Origin of the sequence: Streptomyces beigongshangae (assembly GCF_019710745.1) — a bacterium.
GTDB lineage: Bacteria > Actinomycetota > Actinomycetes > Streptomycetales > Streptomycetaceae > Streptomyces > Streptomyces beigongshangae.
Genome location: NZ_JAHKJW010000011.1, coordinates 165,192 through 181,905 on the forward strand (window position 1 = coordinate 165,192; position 16,714 = coordinate 181,905).

At 71.8% G+C, this 16,714-nt stretch carries 15 protein-coding genes; 9 read left to right on the forward strand and 6 right to left on the reverse strand.

Features of this window, described 5'->3' with window-relative positions; translation table 11 throughout:
* Window positions 1-274 precede the first annotated feature (274 nt).
* Entirely contained in the window at window positions 275-439 is a 165-nt protein-coding gene (locus KM933_RS11425; RefSeq protein ID WP_221350924.1) for a hypothetical protein, read from the forward strand.
* Between the two features lie 80 nt (window positions 440-519).
* On the opposite strand, the gene KM933_RS11430 is transcribed toward KM933_RS11425, so the two are convergent.
* The 5 genes from KM933_RS11430 to KM933_RS11450 all read right to left on the reverse strand — a co-directional run bounded on the left by KM933_RS11430 (window position 520) and on the right by KM933_RS11450 (window position 5,479).
* Window positions 520-1,611, reverse strand: coding sequence for an ABC transporter ATP-binding protein (locus KM933_RS11430; protein WP_221350926.1), 1,092 nt, complete (start codon window positions 1,609-1,611; stop codon window positions 520-522).
* Entirely contained in the window at window positions 1,608-2,495 is an 888-nt protein-coding gene (gene modB / locus KM933_RS11435; RefSeq protein ID WP_221350929.1) for a molybdate ABC transporter permease subunit, read from the reverse strand. Before modB ends, KM933_RS11430 begins: the two co-directional genes overlap by 4 nt.
* Window positions 2,492-3,319 carry a molybdate ABC transporter substrate-binding protein gene (gene modA, locus KM933_RS11440; protein WP_308013346.1) on the reverse strand — a complete coding sequence of 276 codons (828 nt, stop codon included), beginning with the start codon at window positions 3,317-3,319 and terminating at the stop codon, window positions 2,492-2,494. Before modA ends, modB begins: the two co-directional genes overlap by 4 nt.
* 269 nt (window positions 3,320-3,588) lie before the next feature.
* On the reverse strand, window positions 3,589-3,984 hold the full coding sequence (locus KM933_RS11445; RefSeq protein WP_221350933.1) for a TOBE domain-containing protein: 396 nt from the start codon (window positions 3,982-3,984) through the stop codon (window positions 3,589-3,591).
* Between the two features lie 106 nt (window positions 3,985-4,090).
* Window positions 4,091-5,479: a glycoside hydrolase family 43 protein gene (locus KM933_RS11450; RefSeq protein ID WP_221350934.1), complete on the reverse strand. Its 1,389-nt coding sequence runs from the start codon at window positions 5,477-5,479 to the stop codon at window positions 4,091-4,093.
* 454 nt (window positions 5,480-5,933) lie between these two features.
* Between KM933_RS11450 and KM933_RS11455 the strand changes: the two genes are divergently transcribed.
* The 3 genes from KM933_RS11455 to KM933_RS11465 all read left to right on the forward strand — a co-directional run bounded on the left by KM933_RS11455 (window position 5,934) and on the right by KM933_RS11465 (window position 9,254).
* Window positions 5,934-6,848, forward strand: a complete 915-nt coding sequence (locus KM933_RS11455; RefSeq protein WP_221350937.1) for an SDR family oxidoreductase — start codon at window positions 5,934-5,936, stop codon at window positions 6,846-6,848.
* Window positions 6,849-6,954: 106 nt separating this feature from the next.
* Window positions 6,955-7,428, forward strand: coding sequence for an SRPBCC family protein (locus KM933_RS11460; RefSeq protein ID WP_221350939.1), 474 nt, complete (start codon window positions 6,955-6,957; stop codon window positions 7,426-7,428).
* A 194-nt stretch (window positions 7,429-7,622) separates the two neighbouring features.
* Complete coding sequence (locus KM933_RS11465) at window positions 7,623-9,254, forward strand: phytoene desaturase family protein (protein ID WP_221350941.1); 1,632 nt, start codon at window positions 7,623-7,625, stop codon at window positions 9,252-9,254.
* A gap of 55 nt (window positions 9,255-9,309) precedes the next feature.
* Here KM933_RS11465 and KM933_RS11470 read toward each other — a convergent pair whose 3' ends face one another.
* Window positions 9,310-10,107 (reverse strand): FadR/GntR family transcriptional regulator, encoded by a 798-nt coding sequence (locus tag KM933_RS11470; protein WP_260333364.1) that lies wholly within the window; start codon window positions 10,105-10,107, stop codon window positions 9,310-9,312.
* 222 nt (window positions 10,108-10,329) lie between these two features.
* Between KM933_RS11470 and KM933_RS11475 the strand changes: the two genes are divergently transcribed.
* The 5 genes from KM933_RS11475 (at window position 10,330) to KM933_RS11495 (ending at window position 16,639) form a co-directional block, all read left to right on the forward strand.
* On the forward strand, window positions 10,330-11,571 hold the full coding sequence (locus tag KM933_RS11475; protein ID WP_221350943.1) for an aminotransferase class V-fold PLP-dependent enzyme: 1,242 nt from the start codon (window positions 10,330-10,332) through the stop codon (window positions 11,569-11,571).
* A gap of 141 nt (window positions 11,572-11,712) precedes the next feature.
* Window positions 11,713-13,017, forward strand: coding sequence for an ABC transporter substrate-binding protein (locus KM933_RS11480; RefSeq protein ID WP_221350945.1), 1,305 nt, complete (start codon window positions 11,713-11,715; stop codon window positions 13,015-13,017).
* A gap of 2 nt (window positions 13,018-13,019) precedes the next feature.
* Window positions 13,020-14,024, forward strand: a complete 1,005-nt coding sequence (locus tag KM933_RS11485; protein ID WP_221350946.1) for a carbohydrate ABC transporter permease — start codon at window positions 13,020-13,022, stop codon at window positions 14,022-14,024.
* A complete protein-coding gene (locus KM933_RS11490; RefSeq protein ID WP_221350948.1) occupies window positions 14,021-14,857 on the forward strand; it encodes a carbohydrate ABC transporter permease in 837 nt (278 codons plus the stop codon). Before KM933_RS11485 ends, KM933_RS11490 begins: the two co-directional genes overlap by 4 nt.
* A gap of 1,092 nt (window positions 14,858-15,949) precedes the next feature.
* Window positions 15,950-16,639, forward strand: a complete 690-nt coding sequence (locus KM933_RS11495; protein ID WP_221350950.1) for an ANTAR domain-containing protein — start codon at window positions 15,950-15,952, stop codon at window positions 16,637-16,639.
* The last annotated feature ends 75 nt before the right edge of the window (window positions 16,640-16,714 follow it).

Sequence of the window (16,714 nt, forward strand, 5' to 3'; positions counted from 1 at the left end):
AATGAGTGTGCGGGACAGGGTGCGGCGCAGGGCCGCGGCGGGCCGTGCCGCCGACTGCGGACGGCCGTCGGCAGCGGTGGACCGCGGGTCCGGAGCACTCCGTCCACCGCGCCCTTTCGTTCTCCCGGCGCCGATAGGATCTAATGGGCAGTCGCGCGCGAGGCACGCAGGTACCGAGCATGATCGGTCGACCGCTCCGCCTTTGATCCGCGCGACTCCCGACTCCGGATGGTTTTGGATGCCTGCCTCTTCGCATCGCGACCCTGCACGTCCCGTGCAGGACACGGCGCCCTCATCGGCCGCGCCGCAGCACCACGGTCTGTTCCTCCAGCCGCACTACACGGTGGAGCTGCCGCCCCTGGACGAGGAGGAGGACACCTTCTCGCCGCCCCCGCCCCCTCCGGCGCAGCGGCGACGGGGGGCACCCCGCACCCGCTGACCGGGACCGCCGACCGGGACCGCTGACCGCTCCCGCCGGGACCACGGCCCTCCCGCCGGGAGGGCCGTCGGCCGGGCCCCTCAGACCGGGTACGCGTGCGTCTGCGTCGCCTTCACCGCGGCCCAGACCGTGGCACCCGGGTGCAGGTCGAGTTCCGCGGCGGCGACTGCGGTCAGGTCCGCCACCAGGGGCAGTTCCCCGCCCAGGTCGGCGCGGATCTGGTCGCCGTGGGTCTCCAGGCCCGCGACCTCGCAGCGCCACAGGTTGCGGGCGCTGGCCCCGGTGGGGCGGTCGCGGTGGAGTGTGACCGCACTCGGCGGGAACGCCACGAACACCGGACCGGACAGGTCCTCCGCGGTGGTGATGCCCGCACCGGCGCCCAGGCGGACGGTGTGGCCCCGCGCCTCCCCCCGGTAGAGGTTCAGGCCGACGAGCTGGGCGATGTAGTCCGTACGGGGATGCCGGGCGATGTCGGAGGGGGTGCCCTCCTGGACGACCCGGCCGTCCTCGACGACGACCAGCCGGTCGGCCAGCACCATGGCGTCCAGCGGATCGTGCGTGACCAGCACGGCGACCGCCTCGAACTCCGCCAGATGACGCCGCAGCTGGGCACGTACCTCCAGACGGGTCCGCGCGTCCAGCGCGGCGAGCGGCTCGTCGAGCAGGAGCAGCCGGGGGCGGGTGGCGAGCGCGCGGGCCAGCGCGACACGCTGGGCCTGTCCGCCCGAGAGGCGGCGGGGCTTGGCGCCCGCGTGCTCCGCGAGCCCCAGGCGCCCGAGCCACTCGGCGGCCCGCGCCCGTCCCTCCGCCCTTGTCGCGCCCTGGCAGCGCGGTCCGAAGGCCACGTTGTCCAGGGCGGTCAGGTGGGGGAAGAGCAGGTAGTCCTGGAAGACGACACCGACCGGGCGGGACTCCGGCGGCGTACGTTCCAGCGCCGTGCCGTCCAGCCGCAGACGGCCGCCGGTGAGCGGTGTCAGGCCGGCCAGGGCGCGCAGCGCCGTGGTCTTCCCGGCGCCGTTCGGGCCGAGCAGGGCGACCACCTCGCCGGGCGCCACGCTCAGCGCCACATCGAGGCGGAAGGAGCCGCGCTCGACGACGAGACGGGCGTCCAGGCCCTCCGCGGAGCCGTTCTCCGGGGTGCGGGCGTCGGCGTCGTGTGCTCCGGCGGTCATCGTGCTGTCATCCAGCGGTCGCGCAGCCCGGCCAGCACCGCGACGGACACGGCCAGCAGCACCAGGCTGAGGGCGATGGCGGCCTCCGGGTCGCTCTGCAGGGCCAGGTACACGGCCAGCGGCATGGTCTGGGTGCGGTCCGGGAAGTTGCCCGCGAAGGTGATCGTCGCCCCGAACTCGCCGAGCGCCCGCGCCCAGGCCAGTACCGCGCCGGCCGCGACCCCCGGCGCGATCAGTGGGAGCGTGACCCGGCGGAACGCGGTGAAGCGCGAGGCGCCGAGCGTGGCGGCGGCCTCCTCGTAGCGCGGGTCGGCGGCGCGCAGGGTGCCCTCGACGCTGATGACGAGGAACGGCATGGCGACGAACGCCTCGGCGACGACGACCCCGGCGGTGGTGAAGGGGAGGGTGACCCCGAACCAGGAGTCCAGCCACGTCCCGACGATGCCGTTGCGGCCGAGTGCCATCAGCAGCGCCACACCGCCGACGACCGGCGGCAGCACGAGCGGCAGGGTGACGAGGGCGCGCACGAGTCCGCGTCCGGGGAACTCGACGCGGGCCAGCAGCCAGGCCAGCGGTACGCCGATGACCAAGCTCACCGCGGTCGCCGCCGTGGCGCAGACCAGGGACAGCCGGAGCGCCTGCCACACCTCGGCGCTCGTCAGCAGCTCGGGCAGGCTGCGCCACGGGGCCCGTACGAGCAGGGCGGCCAGCGGCACGATCAGGAACGCCAGACCGATCAGCGCGGGGACCAGCAGGGGCAGGGGCACCCCGCGCCCGCCCGGGCGGGCGGTGCCGCCACCGCCACCCGCCCGGTTCCGCCGGCGCCGCGGCCCTCTCCGTAGGGTGCCGGTCGCGGCGTCGGACCCGTCGCCCGGGAACGTCACGGCTTGAGGAATCCCGCCCGGGTCAGGACCTCCTGGCCCGCGGCGGACCGCACCAGCGCGATGAACGCCTCGGCGGCCCCGGCGTTCGGCGCGTCCTTGAGCCGGACGATCGGGTAGTCGTTGACGGCGTCGGCGGCCTCGGGGAACTCCACGCCCTCCACCTTGTCACCCGCCGCGCGTACATCGGTCCGGTAGACGACCGCGGCGTCGGCCTCCTTCAGCCGGACCTTCGTCACAGCCGCCTTCACGTCCTGCTCGTACGAGACGGGGGTGAGCTTCACCCGGCCGGCGTCGAGGGCCTTCCGGGCGGCGGCGCCGCAGGGCACCTCCTTGTCGCACAGCACGACCTTCAGGCCCGGCGCGGTGAGGTCCTGGAGGGAGGAGATGCCCTCGGGGTTGCCCGGCAGGGTGGCGATCTCCAGTTCGTTGCGGACGAAGGTGGCGGGCGTGCCCGCCGCGTCCGCGGCGTCCGTCACGATCTTCATCGTCCTGGGGCTGGCCGAGGCGAACACGTCCGCCGGGGCGCCCCCGGTGATGCTCGCGGCCAGCGAGTCGCTGCCGCCGAAGCTGAAGGTGACCTCCGTGCCCGGGTGCTGCTTCTCGAAGTCCTCGCCGAGCGCCGTGAAGCTCTCCTTGAGGGAGGCGGCGGCGAACACGGTCACCGTGCCGGACACGCCGTCCGGCGAGGAGCCGCCGGAACGGCCGGAACCATCGGGACCGCCGGAGGGGGAGCAGGCGCTCAGCGCCAGCAGGGCGGCCCCCAGGCCCGCCGCCCACGGGGTCCGGCGGGGCGTGCGTGTGCTGCGGGCGGTACGGGTCGTCACGGATCCACTTCCCCAGGTGTGCACACGTCGATCATACTGCCGCAGATGCAAGGGGAAAGACCTTTGATGCTTCGCGTGATCCGCACTTGTCCTTCCGGTGCCTCGCATCTGCGTTTGCTCGGATGCGGAGCTGGGTGGAAACGGAGCCATGCGGGTGCGCAAACGCTTCACGGGCAGTTTTCGGCGTGCTCGGACGTCGTCGGTGCGTTGCACGCCCCGGCGGCCCCCGCGGCCCGGGCGCCGCCGGCGACGCCCGGGCCTTCCCGGTCTCAGCCCCGGTCGATGTGTACGTTCGTCGACTTCACCCGGGCGACGGCCTCGACCCCCACCTCCAGTCCCAGCTCCTCCACGGCCTCCCGTGTCAACAGGGACACCAGCCGGTGCGGGCCGGCCTGGATCTCCACCTGGGCGGCGACGTCACCGAGCTTCACGGCCGTGACGATGCCGGGGAAGGCGTTGCGGACGGAGGTGTACGACGGGTCCTCCTCCCCGCCGGCGCCCTTGGCCAGTTCGACGGAGAAGGCGGCCAGGTCCTTCCCGTCGATGAGGCGCCGTCCGCCCTCGTCCCGGTGCGTGACCATCCGGCCCGCGTCGGCCCACCGGCGTGCGGTGTCCGGGCTCACTCCGAGCAGGCGCGCCGCCTGGCCGATCGTGTATGACTGCATACGCGCCAAGATAGGCGATCACCGCCGGGCCCCACCCGGACGGACGGACGGGCGGGCGGACACCGGACGGCCGACCGGCCGGACGGCCGGGACGGGGCCCGGCGGTTCAGTGACCGACGCGGAACGTCGCGTCCTGCCGTTCCGTGGACGTGGAGACCGGATCGATGCGCAGTACGTGGTTGGAGTGGCGGATGTAGCGGGTGGGGTTGTTGTACGACCGGAACGACGCCCACGAGGAGTCGGCGAGGCCCGCCGTGCGGTGGAAGGTCGCGTCACCGGCGAACACCGCCGTGCCGTCGTTGACGTCGAGCCGGAGCGCGTAGTCGTAGTGCCGCAGGTAGCGGGTCGGGTGGTTCACCGACTGGAAGGAGACCCCGGAACCGTCGGCCAGGCCCGGGACGAGTTTCCACTGGGCGTCGGTGTAGAGGTCGAAGGGGTAGGTGTCGACGCGGGCGATGTAGTTGGCGTGCCGGACGTAGCGGTCCGGGTAGTTGTACGACTTGAGCCGGTTCCAGGCCGGGGCGCCCCACCGGGCGAGCAGGCCGGTGTACTCGGCCGCGGTGATCGTCGCTATGCCGCAGTGCTTGGAGTTGACCGGCTGGGTGTAGGTCCTCTGGTCCAGCGCGGTCCAGGTGCCCGAGGCCAGGTCGGTGGACCGCCAGGCGTAGAAGACGCCGTTCGGTGTGTAGGTGTCTGCCCACAGGTACCAGGTGTTCGAGGTGAGCGACCTGAACACGGTCGGGGCCTCGGTGCCGCCGTGCGAGACACCGGCGCCGAACTCGGTGAAACTGCCCGGGTCGAGGGAGGTCGACCGGGCGGCCGCGATGGTCTGGTTCTTCTTGAAGAACAGGTAGTTGACGCCGTTGACGCCGACGGCCATGTTGCCGTCGATCACGTCGTAGCCGGGGTCGAAGAGGACCTGCGGGGCCGACGCGGTGACGAAGTCGCTGGTGTGGTTCACCATGATCACGTTGTGGCCGCTGGAGTCGACCGAGGAGTAGATGACGGCGTACTGCCCCCGGCCCGCGTCCCAGAACGCCTCGGGTGCCCAGCTGTGGGTGGCCATGTCGTGCAGCTTGAGGCGGCGGTACCCGGTGAAGGTGCGCAGGTCGGCGGAGTCCCAGACGTGGATGTACTGGCTGTTGTAGCTCCAGTCGGTGCCCTTGAGGTCCGTGGCGATGACGACGAAGGAGCCGTTCTGCTTGCGCAGGAGGAACGGGTCGCGCAGGCCGAGGGCGCCCGCCGTGGGGGTGACCAGGGGGTTGTTCTGGTTGAGGGGCGTCCAGTTGAGGGCGTCGGTGCTGACGGCGAGGTGGAGCCCGTAGTCGGTGCCGGCCCCGAGGCTGGTCGACTCGGTGAAATAGCACATCGCATAGGCCGAGTCCGCGGCGTGGGCGGTGCCCGCGCCGAGACCCAGTGAGCCGGTCATGGCCAGGGGAGTGGCGGCGGCCATGCCGAGGAAGAGGCGTCGGGACGGCTGGGGTCTTGAGCTCATCTCGGTCTCCAGACGGGGTGCCGGGCAGATGGCGTGCAGACGTCGGACAGGCAGCGGACAGACAAAGCGGCCGATATTTCGAACCTGGTTCGGAAGGTCGGTCAGAAAGTAGGGTCCCGCACGGTGCGCGTCAATCGTTCCGACGAGGCCGGGGTGTTTCTCCGGGCCTGGTGTGTTCTGTGCGTCCGACGGGCCGGACGGGGCCGCCGGAGCGGGAGCGGACCGCCGCGGTGTCGCACCGGGTCGATCCGTGGTCCGATGAAAACGGACCGTCCACTTCCGCATCCGGGTCCGGCCGTCCCGGGGAAGAACCGCACACCGACTCGAAAATTCCGTCGCACGTCGCACATCGCACATCGCACGTCGCACGTCGCACATCGCACATCGCACGTCGGCCGAGCGTGGTTCGGACACCGGACCGTGCGCGGTCGGAGCCAGGCAGGAAGGAAGACCCGTGGGACACGATCCGCTGCGAGGCCGCACGGTGGTGGTGACGGGGGCCGCCCGGGGAGTGGGCGCCGCCCTGGCGCGCGATCTCTCCGGCCGCGGCGCCCGGCTGGCGCTTCTGGGCCACGAGAAACCGGCTCTGGAGGCGCTGGCCGCCGAACTGCCCACCCGGGCGGCCGCCTGGGAGGTCGACGTCACCGACGACGCGGGCATGGCGGCTGCCGCCCGTGAGGTGCGCGAAATTCTCGGAAAGCCGTCCGTGGTGGTCGCCAACGCGGGCGTCGCCGAGGGCGGCCCCTTCGCCGAGACGGACGCCGCGTCCTGGCGCCGGGTGATCGACGTCAACCTGACCGGGAGCGCCGTCACCGCGCGCACCTTCCTGCCCGACCTGACCGACACGGCGGGCTACTACCTGCAGATAGCCTCCCTGGCGTCGATCGGCGCGGCACCGATGATGAGCGCCTACTGCGCGTCCAAGGCGGGCGTGGAGGCATTCGCCCACTCGCTCCGCGCCGAGGTGGCCCACCAGCGGATCGCGGTGGGCATCGCCTACCTCAACTGGGTCGACACCGACATGATCCGCGACGCCGACCGGCACGCCGTGCTGCGGGAGCTGCGGAGCCACATGCCGCCGCCCGCCCGCCGCGTCCACCCCGTGGAGAAGGTGGCCGCCCGGCTGGCGCGGGCCGTCGAACGGCGGCGCGCCTCGGTGTACGTACCGGGCTGGCTCCTCGCCGCCCAGCTGGGCCGTGCCACGCTGCCGCCGGTCGTGACGCACCTGTCCCGCTGGAGCCTGCCCCGGCTGGCGGCCCGCGAGCCCTTCCGCCCCACCGGGCTGCTCGGCGCCGGCGGGCGCGCCGATCACGTCGGGAGCGGCTCCCCGGGAGGCGGCTCTCCCGGGGGCGGCTCCTCCCGGACGTAGGGCGAGCGCGTCCGACCCGGCCGCGTCCGCCTGGTTGAAGCGCCGATGCCGGGGGACTCGGAGTCGGTCACTCCTTACCGGCGGGTGCGAAACGAGGGAGACAGACGTGGCCGTACGCCATCGACTGATCAAGAAGAGTCCACGTGAGGTGTGGGCCGTCCTGGCCGACGGCACCCGGTACGCGGACTGGGTCGTAGGGACGGCGTCCTCGTACCCCGTGCGCGGCCAGTGGCCGCAGACGCACTCGGCCATCGGCTACGAGGTGCGGGTCGGGCCGCTCAGCTTCACCAACCAGACGGTCGTCCGCGCGTGCGACGAGGGACACGAGCTGGAGCTGGAGGCGATCGCGGGCCCGCTCGGCACGGCGCGGATCGCCATCGAGCTGCGCCCCTGGGGCGACCACACCCTGGTGATCATCGACGAGCACCCGCTGCGGGGTGTCGGCGGGTTCCTGCACAACGCGGGTGTGGAGGGGCTCATCCAGCTGAGGCACCGGGCCATGCTCAAGCGGCTGGCCGACGTGTGCGAGAACGGCGGCAGCCGCGCGGAGCCCGCCCACGCACAGCCGGAGCCGGCATGAGGCGCGGCACCACCGGTACGGACGTACGACAGGCCGCGTGACGGCCCGTACGACACGCCGGGTGACGGCCCGTACGGGGGGCCGCACGAGCCGTACGAGCGGCCACGCGGCCGGAATCCCACGGCGACCACAGCGTCGACGGCGATGACAGCGTCGACGGCGATGACAACGGTGCAACGAGACGGGAGGCGTCCATGCCGGACGCGGTAGTGATCGGGGCTGGCCCCAACGGGCTCGTCGCCGCCAATGTGCTGGCGGACGAGGGCTGGAGCGTCGAGGTCCTGGAGGAGCAGGACGAGCCGGGGGGCGCGGTCCGGCACGACAACAAGGTCGACCCGGACTTCACGAACGACCTGTTCAGCTCGTTCTACCCGCTGGCCGCCGCCTCGCCGGTGCTCGCCGGACTGCACCTGGAGCGGTACGGACTGCGCTGGAGCCACGCCCCCCGGGTGCTGGCCCACCCGCTGTCCGACGGCCGGTGCGCCGTGCTCGGACGCGATCTCGACGACACCGCCGCCTCGCTGGACGTCTTCGCCGACGGCGACGGCGATTCCTGGCGCGAACTGCACCGCGTCTGGGAGAAGTTGCGCCCCGACCTCCTGGAGGCGCTCTTCACGCCGTTCCCGCCGGTGCGGTCCGGTGCCCGGCTGGCCATGCGCCTGCGGACCGCCGGGGGACTGCGCATGGCGCGCTCCATGATCACGCCGGTACGGCGCCTGGGCGAGGAGGAGTTCCGGGGCGAGGGCGGCAGGCTGCTGCTCGCGGGCAACGCGCTGCACGCCGACCTGGCCCCCGAGGCCGCGGGCAGCGGCGGCTTCGGCTGGCTGATGTCGATGCTGGGCCAGACGTACGGCTTCCCCGTGCCCGTCGGGGGTGCGGGCGCCCTCATCGAGGCGCTGGCGCGGCGGCTGCGGGAGCGCGGCGGTGTCCTGCGGTGCGGCGAACGGGTGAGCCGCGTCGTCGTCCGGCAGGGCAGGGCCGTCGGGGTGCGCACGGCCGCGGGCGAGGCGGTGTCCGCCCGCCGGGCCGTGCTCGCGAACGTGTCCGCCCCCGCCCTGTACGGCCAGTTGGTCGACAGCGCCGACCTGCCCCCGCAGGTGCTGGCCGATCTGCGGCGCTTCCAGTGGGACTTCGCCACCTTCAAGGTGGACTGGGCCCTCGACGGCCGGGTGCCGTGGCAGGCACCGGAGGCCGCGGGCGCCGGTACCGTGCACCTGGCCGACGGCGTCGACGAGCTGACCCGGTTCGCGGCCCAGGTCGCCATGGGGCAGGTCCCGGACCGGCCGTTCGCGCTGTTCGGGCAGATGACGACCTCCGACGCCACCCGCTCGCCCGAGGGCACCGAGTCGGCATGGGCGTACACCCACGTCCCGCACCGCATCAAGGGCGACGCGGGCGACGAGGGACTGACCGGGAGCTGGGACGCCAAGGAGCAGGAACTGATGGCCGACCGGGTGGAGCGGCAGGTCGAGCGCTTCGCGCCGGGTTTCCGTTCCCTGATCAGGGCCCGGCGCGTGCTGGCCCCGCCCACGCTCCAGGCCATGAACGCCAACCTGTACGGAGGTGCCATCAACGGTGGCACCACGGCCCTGCACCAGCAGCTCTTCTTCCGTCCCGTCCCCGGCACGGGACGCCCGGAGACGGCGGTGAAGAACCTCTACCTGGCGTCGGCCTCCGCGCACCCCGGCGGGGGTGTGCACGGAGCCCCGGGCTCGAACGCGGCCCGTGCCGCGCTGCGCAGGAACTCCTCCGGCCTGACCCGCGCCCAGCGCCTGCTGGCCCGCCGCGACCGCGAGGGGGACCGCAACCGCGGCACCGGCGGCTGACCTGTGGCGGGGCGCTCGCCGAGCGGCAAGCGCCCCACCGCAGGCCAGCCGCCGGTCAGCCCTGTTCGACCGCAGTTCTGCCGTGTCCGGCCGCGGGTCCGTCGTGGCCGGGCGCGCAGTTCACCGCGCCCCTTCGGGGCGCTCCCGTCCCGGCTCCCTCCGTGTCCTGCTCCTCCACGGGCGGCATGAACGTCCGCAGCCAGCGCTCCGTCTGGGCGACATGGGCCTCGGCCGCCCCGGCGGCGGCACCCGGGTCGCGGTCGGCGATCGCGGTGGCCAGGACGCGGTGGTCCGCGTCGCTCCTGCGCCGCAGCTCAGGACCCTCGGGCAGGGTGAAGACCTGGTACTTGCGGGAGCGGGCGCGGAAGACCGCCAGCAGCGAGGCGAGGGTGGGGTTCTCCGCGGCGCGCGCGATCTCGGCGTGGAAGCGGTGGTCGAGCTCCGACGCCTCGGTGGGGTCGTCGGTGGCCTCCATGGCCTCCATGAGGGAGAAGAGCGACTTCACCGTCTCGGGGCTCCGGCGCGCGGCGGCCTTGGCCGCGACATGCGCCTCCAGCACCCGCCGGATCTCGTAGACCTCCAACAGGCCCGGCAGCGGCAGGAGTTCGAGCGTCAGCGAAAGACTCCCGATGACGTCCTCCGGCCGGAGCTGGGACACGTAGGTACCCGAGCCGTGCCGCGGCTCGACCACGCCCAGGGCCGCGAGCATCCGTACGGCCTCGCGCAGCGGACCCCGTGAGACACCCAGCTCCTCGCCGAGCTCGGCCTCGGGCGGGATGCGCTCCCCCGGACCGATCCGCCCCGTCGCGATCATGTGGCGCAGACCGTGGAACGCCTTGTCGACTGCGGACATCCGACTCCTCCCCTGACGGGCCGGCGGCAGCACCGAAAACCCTCGGGCACTCTAGCGAGTCGTCAGATGTCCCGGATGTATCGACCGAAAGTCATCTGATGACTACCGCCGCATAACCCTTGCGTGGCGCAAAAATGCCGTGCAGGATGCCGAGTCATCATACGTGTGCCGCTGGAGAGCAGATGTCCGGCGGACATTCGGGTTCGGCAGATCTGGAGTGATGTGAGCGAGACCGAGGTCACCACCGCCCCGCGCCCCCTGCTGCTGGCGGACGGCCGGCCCGCCGCCCGGGCGTGGTCGCTCGACCCCGTCATGAAGCACCTCAACCACGGCTCGTTCGGGGCCGTCCCACTGGTGGCGCAGGAGCGGCAGAACGAGTTCCGCGCCGAGATGGACGGTTCCCCGGTGGTGTGGTTCCCCGCGCTGCCGCAGCGCATCGCCGCCACCCGGGTCGACCTCGCGGCCTTCCTGCGGGTCGCCCCCGACGACGTCGCCCTGGTGCCGAACGCGAGCGCCGGCATCAGTGTCGTGTTCGCCTCGCTCCGGCGGCGCCGCGGCGGCGGGATCGTCGTCACCGACCACGGCTACGGCGCGGTGACCATGGGCGCCGAACGCCTCGCCCGGCGCTGGGGCGGCGAGGTGCGCACCGCCCGGGTGCCGCTGGAGGCGAACGAGGACGAGGCGTACGAGGCCGTGATCGCCGCGGTCGACGACGACACGGACCTGATCGTCCTCGACCAGATCACCTCCGCCACCGCACGCCGTCTGCCGGTGGAGCGGGTCGGTGCGGAGGCCCGGCGGCGCGGCATCCCGCTCCTCGTGGACGCCGCGCACGCCCCCGGCCTGATCGCCGCCCCGCTGGAGGGCCTGACGTGCGACTTCTGGGTCGGCAACCTGCACAAGTGGGGCTGCGCGCCACGCGGTACGGCCGCGCTGGTCGCACGCGGCGAACTGCGCGAGGAGCTCTACCCCCTGATCGACTCGTGGGGCGCCGCCGATCCGTACCCCGACCGCTTCGACCAGCAGGGCACGGTGGACGCCACCGGCTATCTCGCGGCCCCCACGGCCCTGGACTTCGTCGGGAGCACCTGGGGCTGGGACACGGCCCGCCGCTACATGGACGACCTGGCGGGCTACGCCGAGCGGGTCATCGGCGACGCCTTCGCCCGGCTGACGGGGACCGCCGGCCCCGTCGACGTGGGCATGCCGGTCCCCGGCATGCGGCTGGTACGGCTGCCGGACGGTCTGGCCGGCAGCCGGATCGAGGCCGACGCGCTGCGCGACCGGGCCGCCCGCGAACTGGGGGTGGAGGCCGCCTTCACCAGCTTCGGCGGAGTCGGCTACATGCGGCTGTCCGCGCACGTCTACAACACCGCCGCCGACTACGAGTACTTCGCCGAGGACTGCGTCCCCCTCCTCGGCCGGTGGGCCCGCACGGCCCGTGAACACCCCGGGGCCTCGTAGCCCACCCTTCCTCCCTCCCCTCCCGCACGTCCCCGCGACGCCCCGCCAGAAGCCGCAGCCGTAGTCGCAGTCGCAGTAGCAGCAGGCGCGGTCGCACCACAGGCCCTGTCACAGGCCGAAGCAAAGAAAGAGGTCGGCACGATGAGAAGAAGGACGGCAGCCCTCGCCCTCGGCACCGCCGCCGCGATGGTCCTGACCGGCTGCTCCAGCATGAGCGGCTCGGCGGCCGACGGCACGGTCACCCTCAACATGGTCGAGAGCCTGACGAACCCCGCCCGCACGGACCTGCTGAAGAGCCTCATAGCGGACTTCCAGAAGCAGAACCCCAAGATCAAGGTCAACCTGATCTCGCCGCCCACCGAGCAGGCCGACCAGAAGATCCAGCAGATGCTCCAGTCCGGCAGCGGGGTCGACACCCTCGAAGTGCGGGACACCACCGTCGGACCCTGGTCGAACAACGGCTGGATCCACGACATGAAGGCGGACCTCAAGACCTGGAAGGGCTGGGACGCCATGACGGAGAACGCCGTCAAGGCATCCCGGGACGCCGACGGCAAGACGTACTTCGTCCCGTACGGCTTCTACGGCCTGAGCGTCTTCTACCGCACCGACCTGATCAAGGAGGCGGGCTTCGACAAGCCGCCCGCCAGCTGGGACGAGCTCCTCGAACAGGCATCCGCGATCCACGATCCCGGCAAGCGCCGCTACGGGTACGCCTTCCGCGGCGGGGCCAACGCCCAGGGCAACGCCACCGCCGTCATCGAGGCGTACGTAGCCGACGAGATCGACCCCGCCGACGGCTTCAAGCTGAAGGACGGCAAGACGATCTTCTCCGCGCCCGAGGCGCAGGACGCCATGGAGACCTACCTCGAGCTCTTCAAGAAGGCGTCCCCGAAGTCGTCCGTCTCCTGGGGCTATCCCGAGATGGTCGAGGGCTTCTCCAACGGTTCCACGGCCTTCCTGCTCCAGGACCCCGAGGTGATCGCCACCGTCTCGGAGTCCAAGTCCATCAAGAAGGACCAGTGGAGCACCGCCCCGCTGGTGGCCGGCCCCAGCGGCAAGACCGTACAGCCGCTGGCGACCGCCGGATGGGGCGTCGCGAAGGGCAGCAAGCACAAGAAGGAGGCGGTCAAGCTGGTCGAGTTCCTCTCCGAGGGCGAGGCGTCGACGAGCTTCACCAAGAAGAACAGCCTGGTGCCGATCCTCAAGTCGGCCGCCGAGGACCCGTTCTACAAGACCGGCCCCTGGTCCAGCTACGTCACCATGACGGAGAACCCGGACACCTACCTCAACGTCAGCCAGCCCCGCGGGGTCGCCTGGTGGGCCGAGTGGCAGCAGAAGGCCGACGCCGACATCCAGAAGATGGTGCTGGGCAAGACGACGCCCAAGGAAGTGCTGGCCGGCTGGGACACGTACTGGACCGAGAAGCGGCAGCAGGAGAACTAGCCATGCCCACCGCGTCCGAGACGACGGAACCGACGGGAACGAAGAGGACGGCAGCGGCGGGAGCCTCCGGCAACGGGGGCGCCCGGCCCGTCCGCAAGGTGCAGCAGGGCCGCCGCAAACCGGAGTTCACCGCCCGGCGGGGCTTCATGATCGCCCTGTTCATGACTCCGGCCGCGGTCTTCGTGGCGGTCTTCACGTACTACCCGATGATCGCCGGCAGCCAGATGGCCTTCCGCAACTGGAAGCTGACGGACCTGACCGACACCTCCTGGGTGGGCCTGAAGAACTTCCAGGACGTCTTCGCCGACCCCGCCTGGGGCACCGTGCTGAGCAACACCGGCATCTGGGTGGCCGGCTCGATCGTGCCCCAGCTGGTGATCGGCTTCGCCCTGGCCCTGTGGCTGCGCCGCAGGTTCCGCTTCCGGGGCCTCTACCAGGCGCTGATCTTCTTCCCCTGGGCGATCTCCGGGTTCCTCATCGGCATCCTGTTCCGCTGGATGTTCAACAGCGAGTTCGGCGTCGTCAACGACCTGCTCCAGAAGGCCGGCCTGATCGACGAGCCGGTGGCCTGGCTGGCCGACCCGAAGACGGCGATGTTCGCGGTCGTGGTCGCCAACATCTGGTACGGGGTCACCTTCTTCACGATCATGATCCTGGCCGCGCTGCAGTCCATCCCCGAGGAGCTGTACGAGGCATCGGCGCTCGACGGCGCCGGCAAGGTGCGCACGCTGTTCCAGATCACCATCCCGTACATCAGGGTCACGCTCGTGCTGACCGTGCTGCTGCGCGTCATCTGGATCTTCAACTTCCCCGACCTGATCTTCGGGATGACCGGCGGCGGACCGAACAACGAGACGCACATCGTGACCACGTGGATGATCAAGATCACGCAGCAGGGCGACTACGGCAGGGCGTCCGCGCTCGGCCTGATCGTCGTCGCCACCCTGCTGGTGTTCGCGACCTTCTTCCTCCTGGCCACGCGCGAGAAGCGAGAGGTGAAGCCGTGATCGGCAAGGAGTCCACGGCGGGCCGTGCCACCAAGTTCACCTTCCTGGGACTGTGGCTGGTCTTCACCGTCTTCCCCCTCTACTGGATCACCATCACGTCGCTCAAGGCCCCCGGCGACATCTTCTCCTTCCCGATCGCCTACTGGCCCGAGCACTTCTCGCTGGAGAACTACCGGGGGCTGTTCGGCAAGGCCGACTTCGGGGTGTACCTCACCAACAGCCTCGTCATCGCCACCGTCGCGGCCGCGATCGCCACCGTCATCTCGATGCTGTCGGCGTACGTGCTGGCCCGCTTCGAGTTCCGCACCAAGTCCGCGCTGCTGATGGCGGCCCTGGTGACCCAGATGATCCCCACGTTCATCGCGCTGGGGCCGCTGTACCTGCTGATGACCGACCTCGAGATGGTCGACAACCGGTTCGGGCTGATCCTCGTCTACATCGCCGTCTGCATCCCGTTCTGCACGGTGATGCTGCGCGGCTTCTTCGAGAACATCCCGGACGCGCTGGAGGAGGCCGCCATGATCGACGGCCTGTCCCGGTTCGGGGCGCTGTTCCGGGTGCTGCTGCCGGTGATGCGGCCCGGGATCGTGGCGGCGTTCATCTTCAACTTCGTCAACTGCTGGAACGAGCTGTTCCTGTCGGTGACGCTGATGAACAGCGACACCAACAAGACCGTCCCCACGGCCCTGAACGGGTTCATCTCCAGCTTCAACATCGACTGGGGTTCGATGTCCGCGGCGGCGGTGCTCACCATCCTCCCCACGATGGTCCTGTTCGCCTTCGCCAGCCGCCACATAGTCCAGGGCCTCACAGCGGGAGCGGTGAAGGGCTGACAGCACCGGCGGGGGCCCCTCCAGGGGCGCGGGCACCTGCGTGCCCAGCCACGACGGACCCGCACCCGGCGACGAACCGGATCACCCCTCGGGGGGCGTTGCCGGGCACCAGCCCATCAGTGCCCCCCACTCAACTCCCCACTCCCCACCCAACCCCCCGCTCAACTTCTCGTGGATCCGCGCGCTCGGCCGCGACGGCGTACCCGGCCGCGACGGCGTACCCGGCCGTGACGGCGCACCGGCTTCCGGCGGCGCACTCGCCCTCGACGAGCGCGAGGCCCTGCTGAACCGCTGAATCGCTGAACCGCGCACGCGCGTACGAACAGGCCGCCGCCGAGCAGGTCGACAGGCTGCGGGGCCGGCTCGCCCGCGCCGGGGGCCTCGCGGCCACCCTCGGCGCCCGCCTGCGACGGAGCGCCTCCGCCGGCCGCTCCTGACCGCACGGCACGGCCGCGGCCGGACCGGCGCGGGATCGCGCGGCGAGGAACCGGCCGGCCGGTCACGAGGTGGATGGACTACCGCTCGGCCCGGCATGCTTCTACTCTCGAAGCAGGTGGCATCGGGCGCTCTCGCCCGCACCGCGGGCTCCCGGACCCCTGAGCCGTGCACGACTGCCGAGGCCGGCTGGAGCCGCATCGCCGACAACGCGGCTCCAGCCGCTGCCCTCCGGGCGCGCCCAGCGGGGCGACGCCCGCAGCCCCGCATCGCCGGGAGGGCACCTCGCGCGAGGACCGGCCGGGGGGAGCCCCGGTCCCTCGCGCTCCCTGGCCGCCGCCGCACCCGCTGCGGCGGCGGCCGGAACCACCAGCGTCCCACCGGGGGTGCGGGATGTCCGCACATCGAACCGGCCCAGTCTCCTGCCGTCGCTCCCACGACGACATCGTTACAAAAGTCCCGTCACGCGACAGCGCAGGCGCAGCAGCAGTTGACAGCGGGTGCAGGGCGATCGCGACGTCGATCGCCCGGTCCCCGGGAAGAAACGTGCTCCCGCACCGTGGTGGTGAAGATGCCATGGACGCGGTGGGGCAGGGCCACAATGCTGGGGAGTGCTGGTGCACGTTCGGCACCGGCACGTCAGGCATAGGGAAGACCATGATGGCGGAGAATACGCTGACGAAGTTGGTCAGGGAGTTGCAGCCGGGCGGGTCGGGGCCATCCCACCAGTGGTGCGGAAGCCTGGCCGCGCTGCTGGTGGTGGACGGCACCGCGGTCACCTTCCGCATGGACGGTTCGGAGCTGCTGTGGTCGAGCGACGAGACCGGTACCTGTCTGGACGACGTGCAGTACACACTCGGCCAGGGCCCGGCCCTGGACGCGGCGCGCGACGGCGGTCTGTACCTGGTGCCCGACCTGGAGCGCGCCTCCACGACGCGCTGGCCCCTGTTCACCGCGGAGGCCCTGGCACTGGGGGTGCGGGCGGTCTTCGCCCTCCCCCTGCGGCTGGGCGCCGCTCGGATCGGAGCCCTGGTCTGTCACCGCTGCGAGGCGGGGTCGCTGTCACAGCGGTCGCTCGACGACGCCCTGGCGGTGAGCGACGCCCTGGCGGTCTTCCTGCTGGCGGGGGCCCGGAGGAACGGGGAGGCGTTCGGCCCCGCGATCGAGACGATGGATCTGCACCGTGCCGAGGTGCACCAGGCCACCGGCATGCTCAGCGCCCAGCTCCACGTCTCCCTGCCCACCGCGCTGGCCAGGCTGCGTGGTCATGCCTACGCAAGCGGCCGGCCGATCACCGATGTCGCCCGCGACGTACTGGACAGACGGCTGCGTCTGCCCGACAGCTGACCGCGTGGCCCGCTCCGGCAGCCCTCCGGCTCTCGTCACACCCGCTGCTTCTTCAGCCGCGTAAAGGAACCGAAA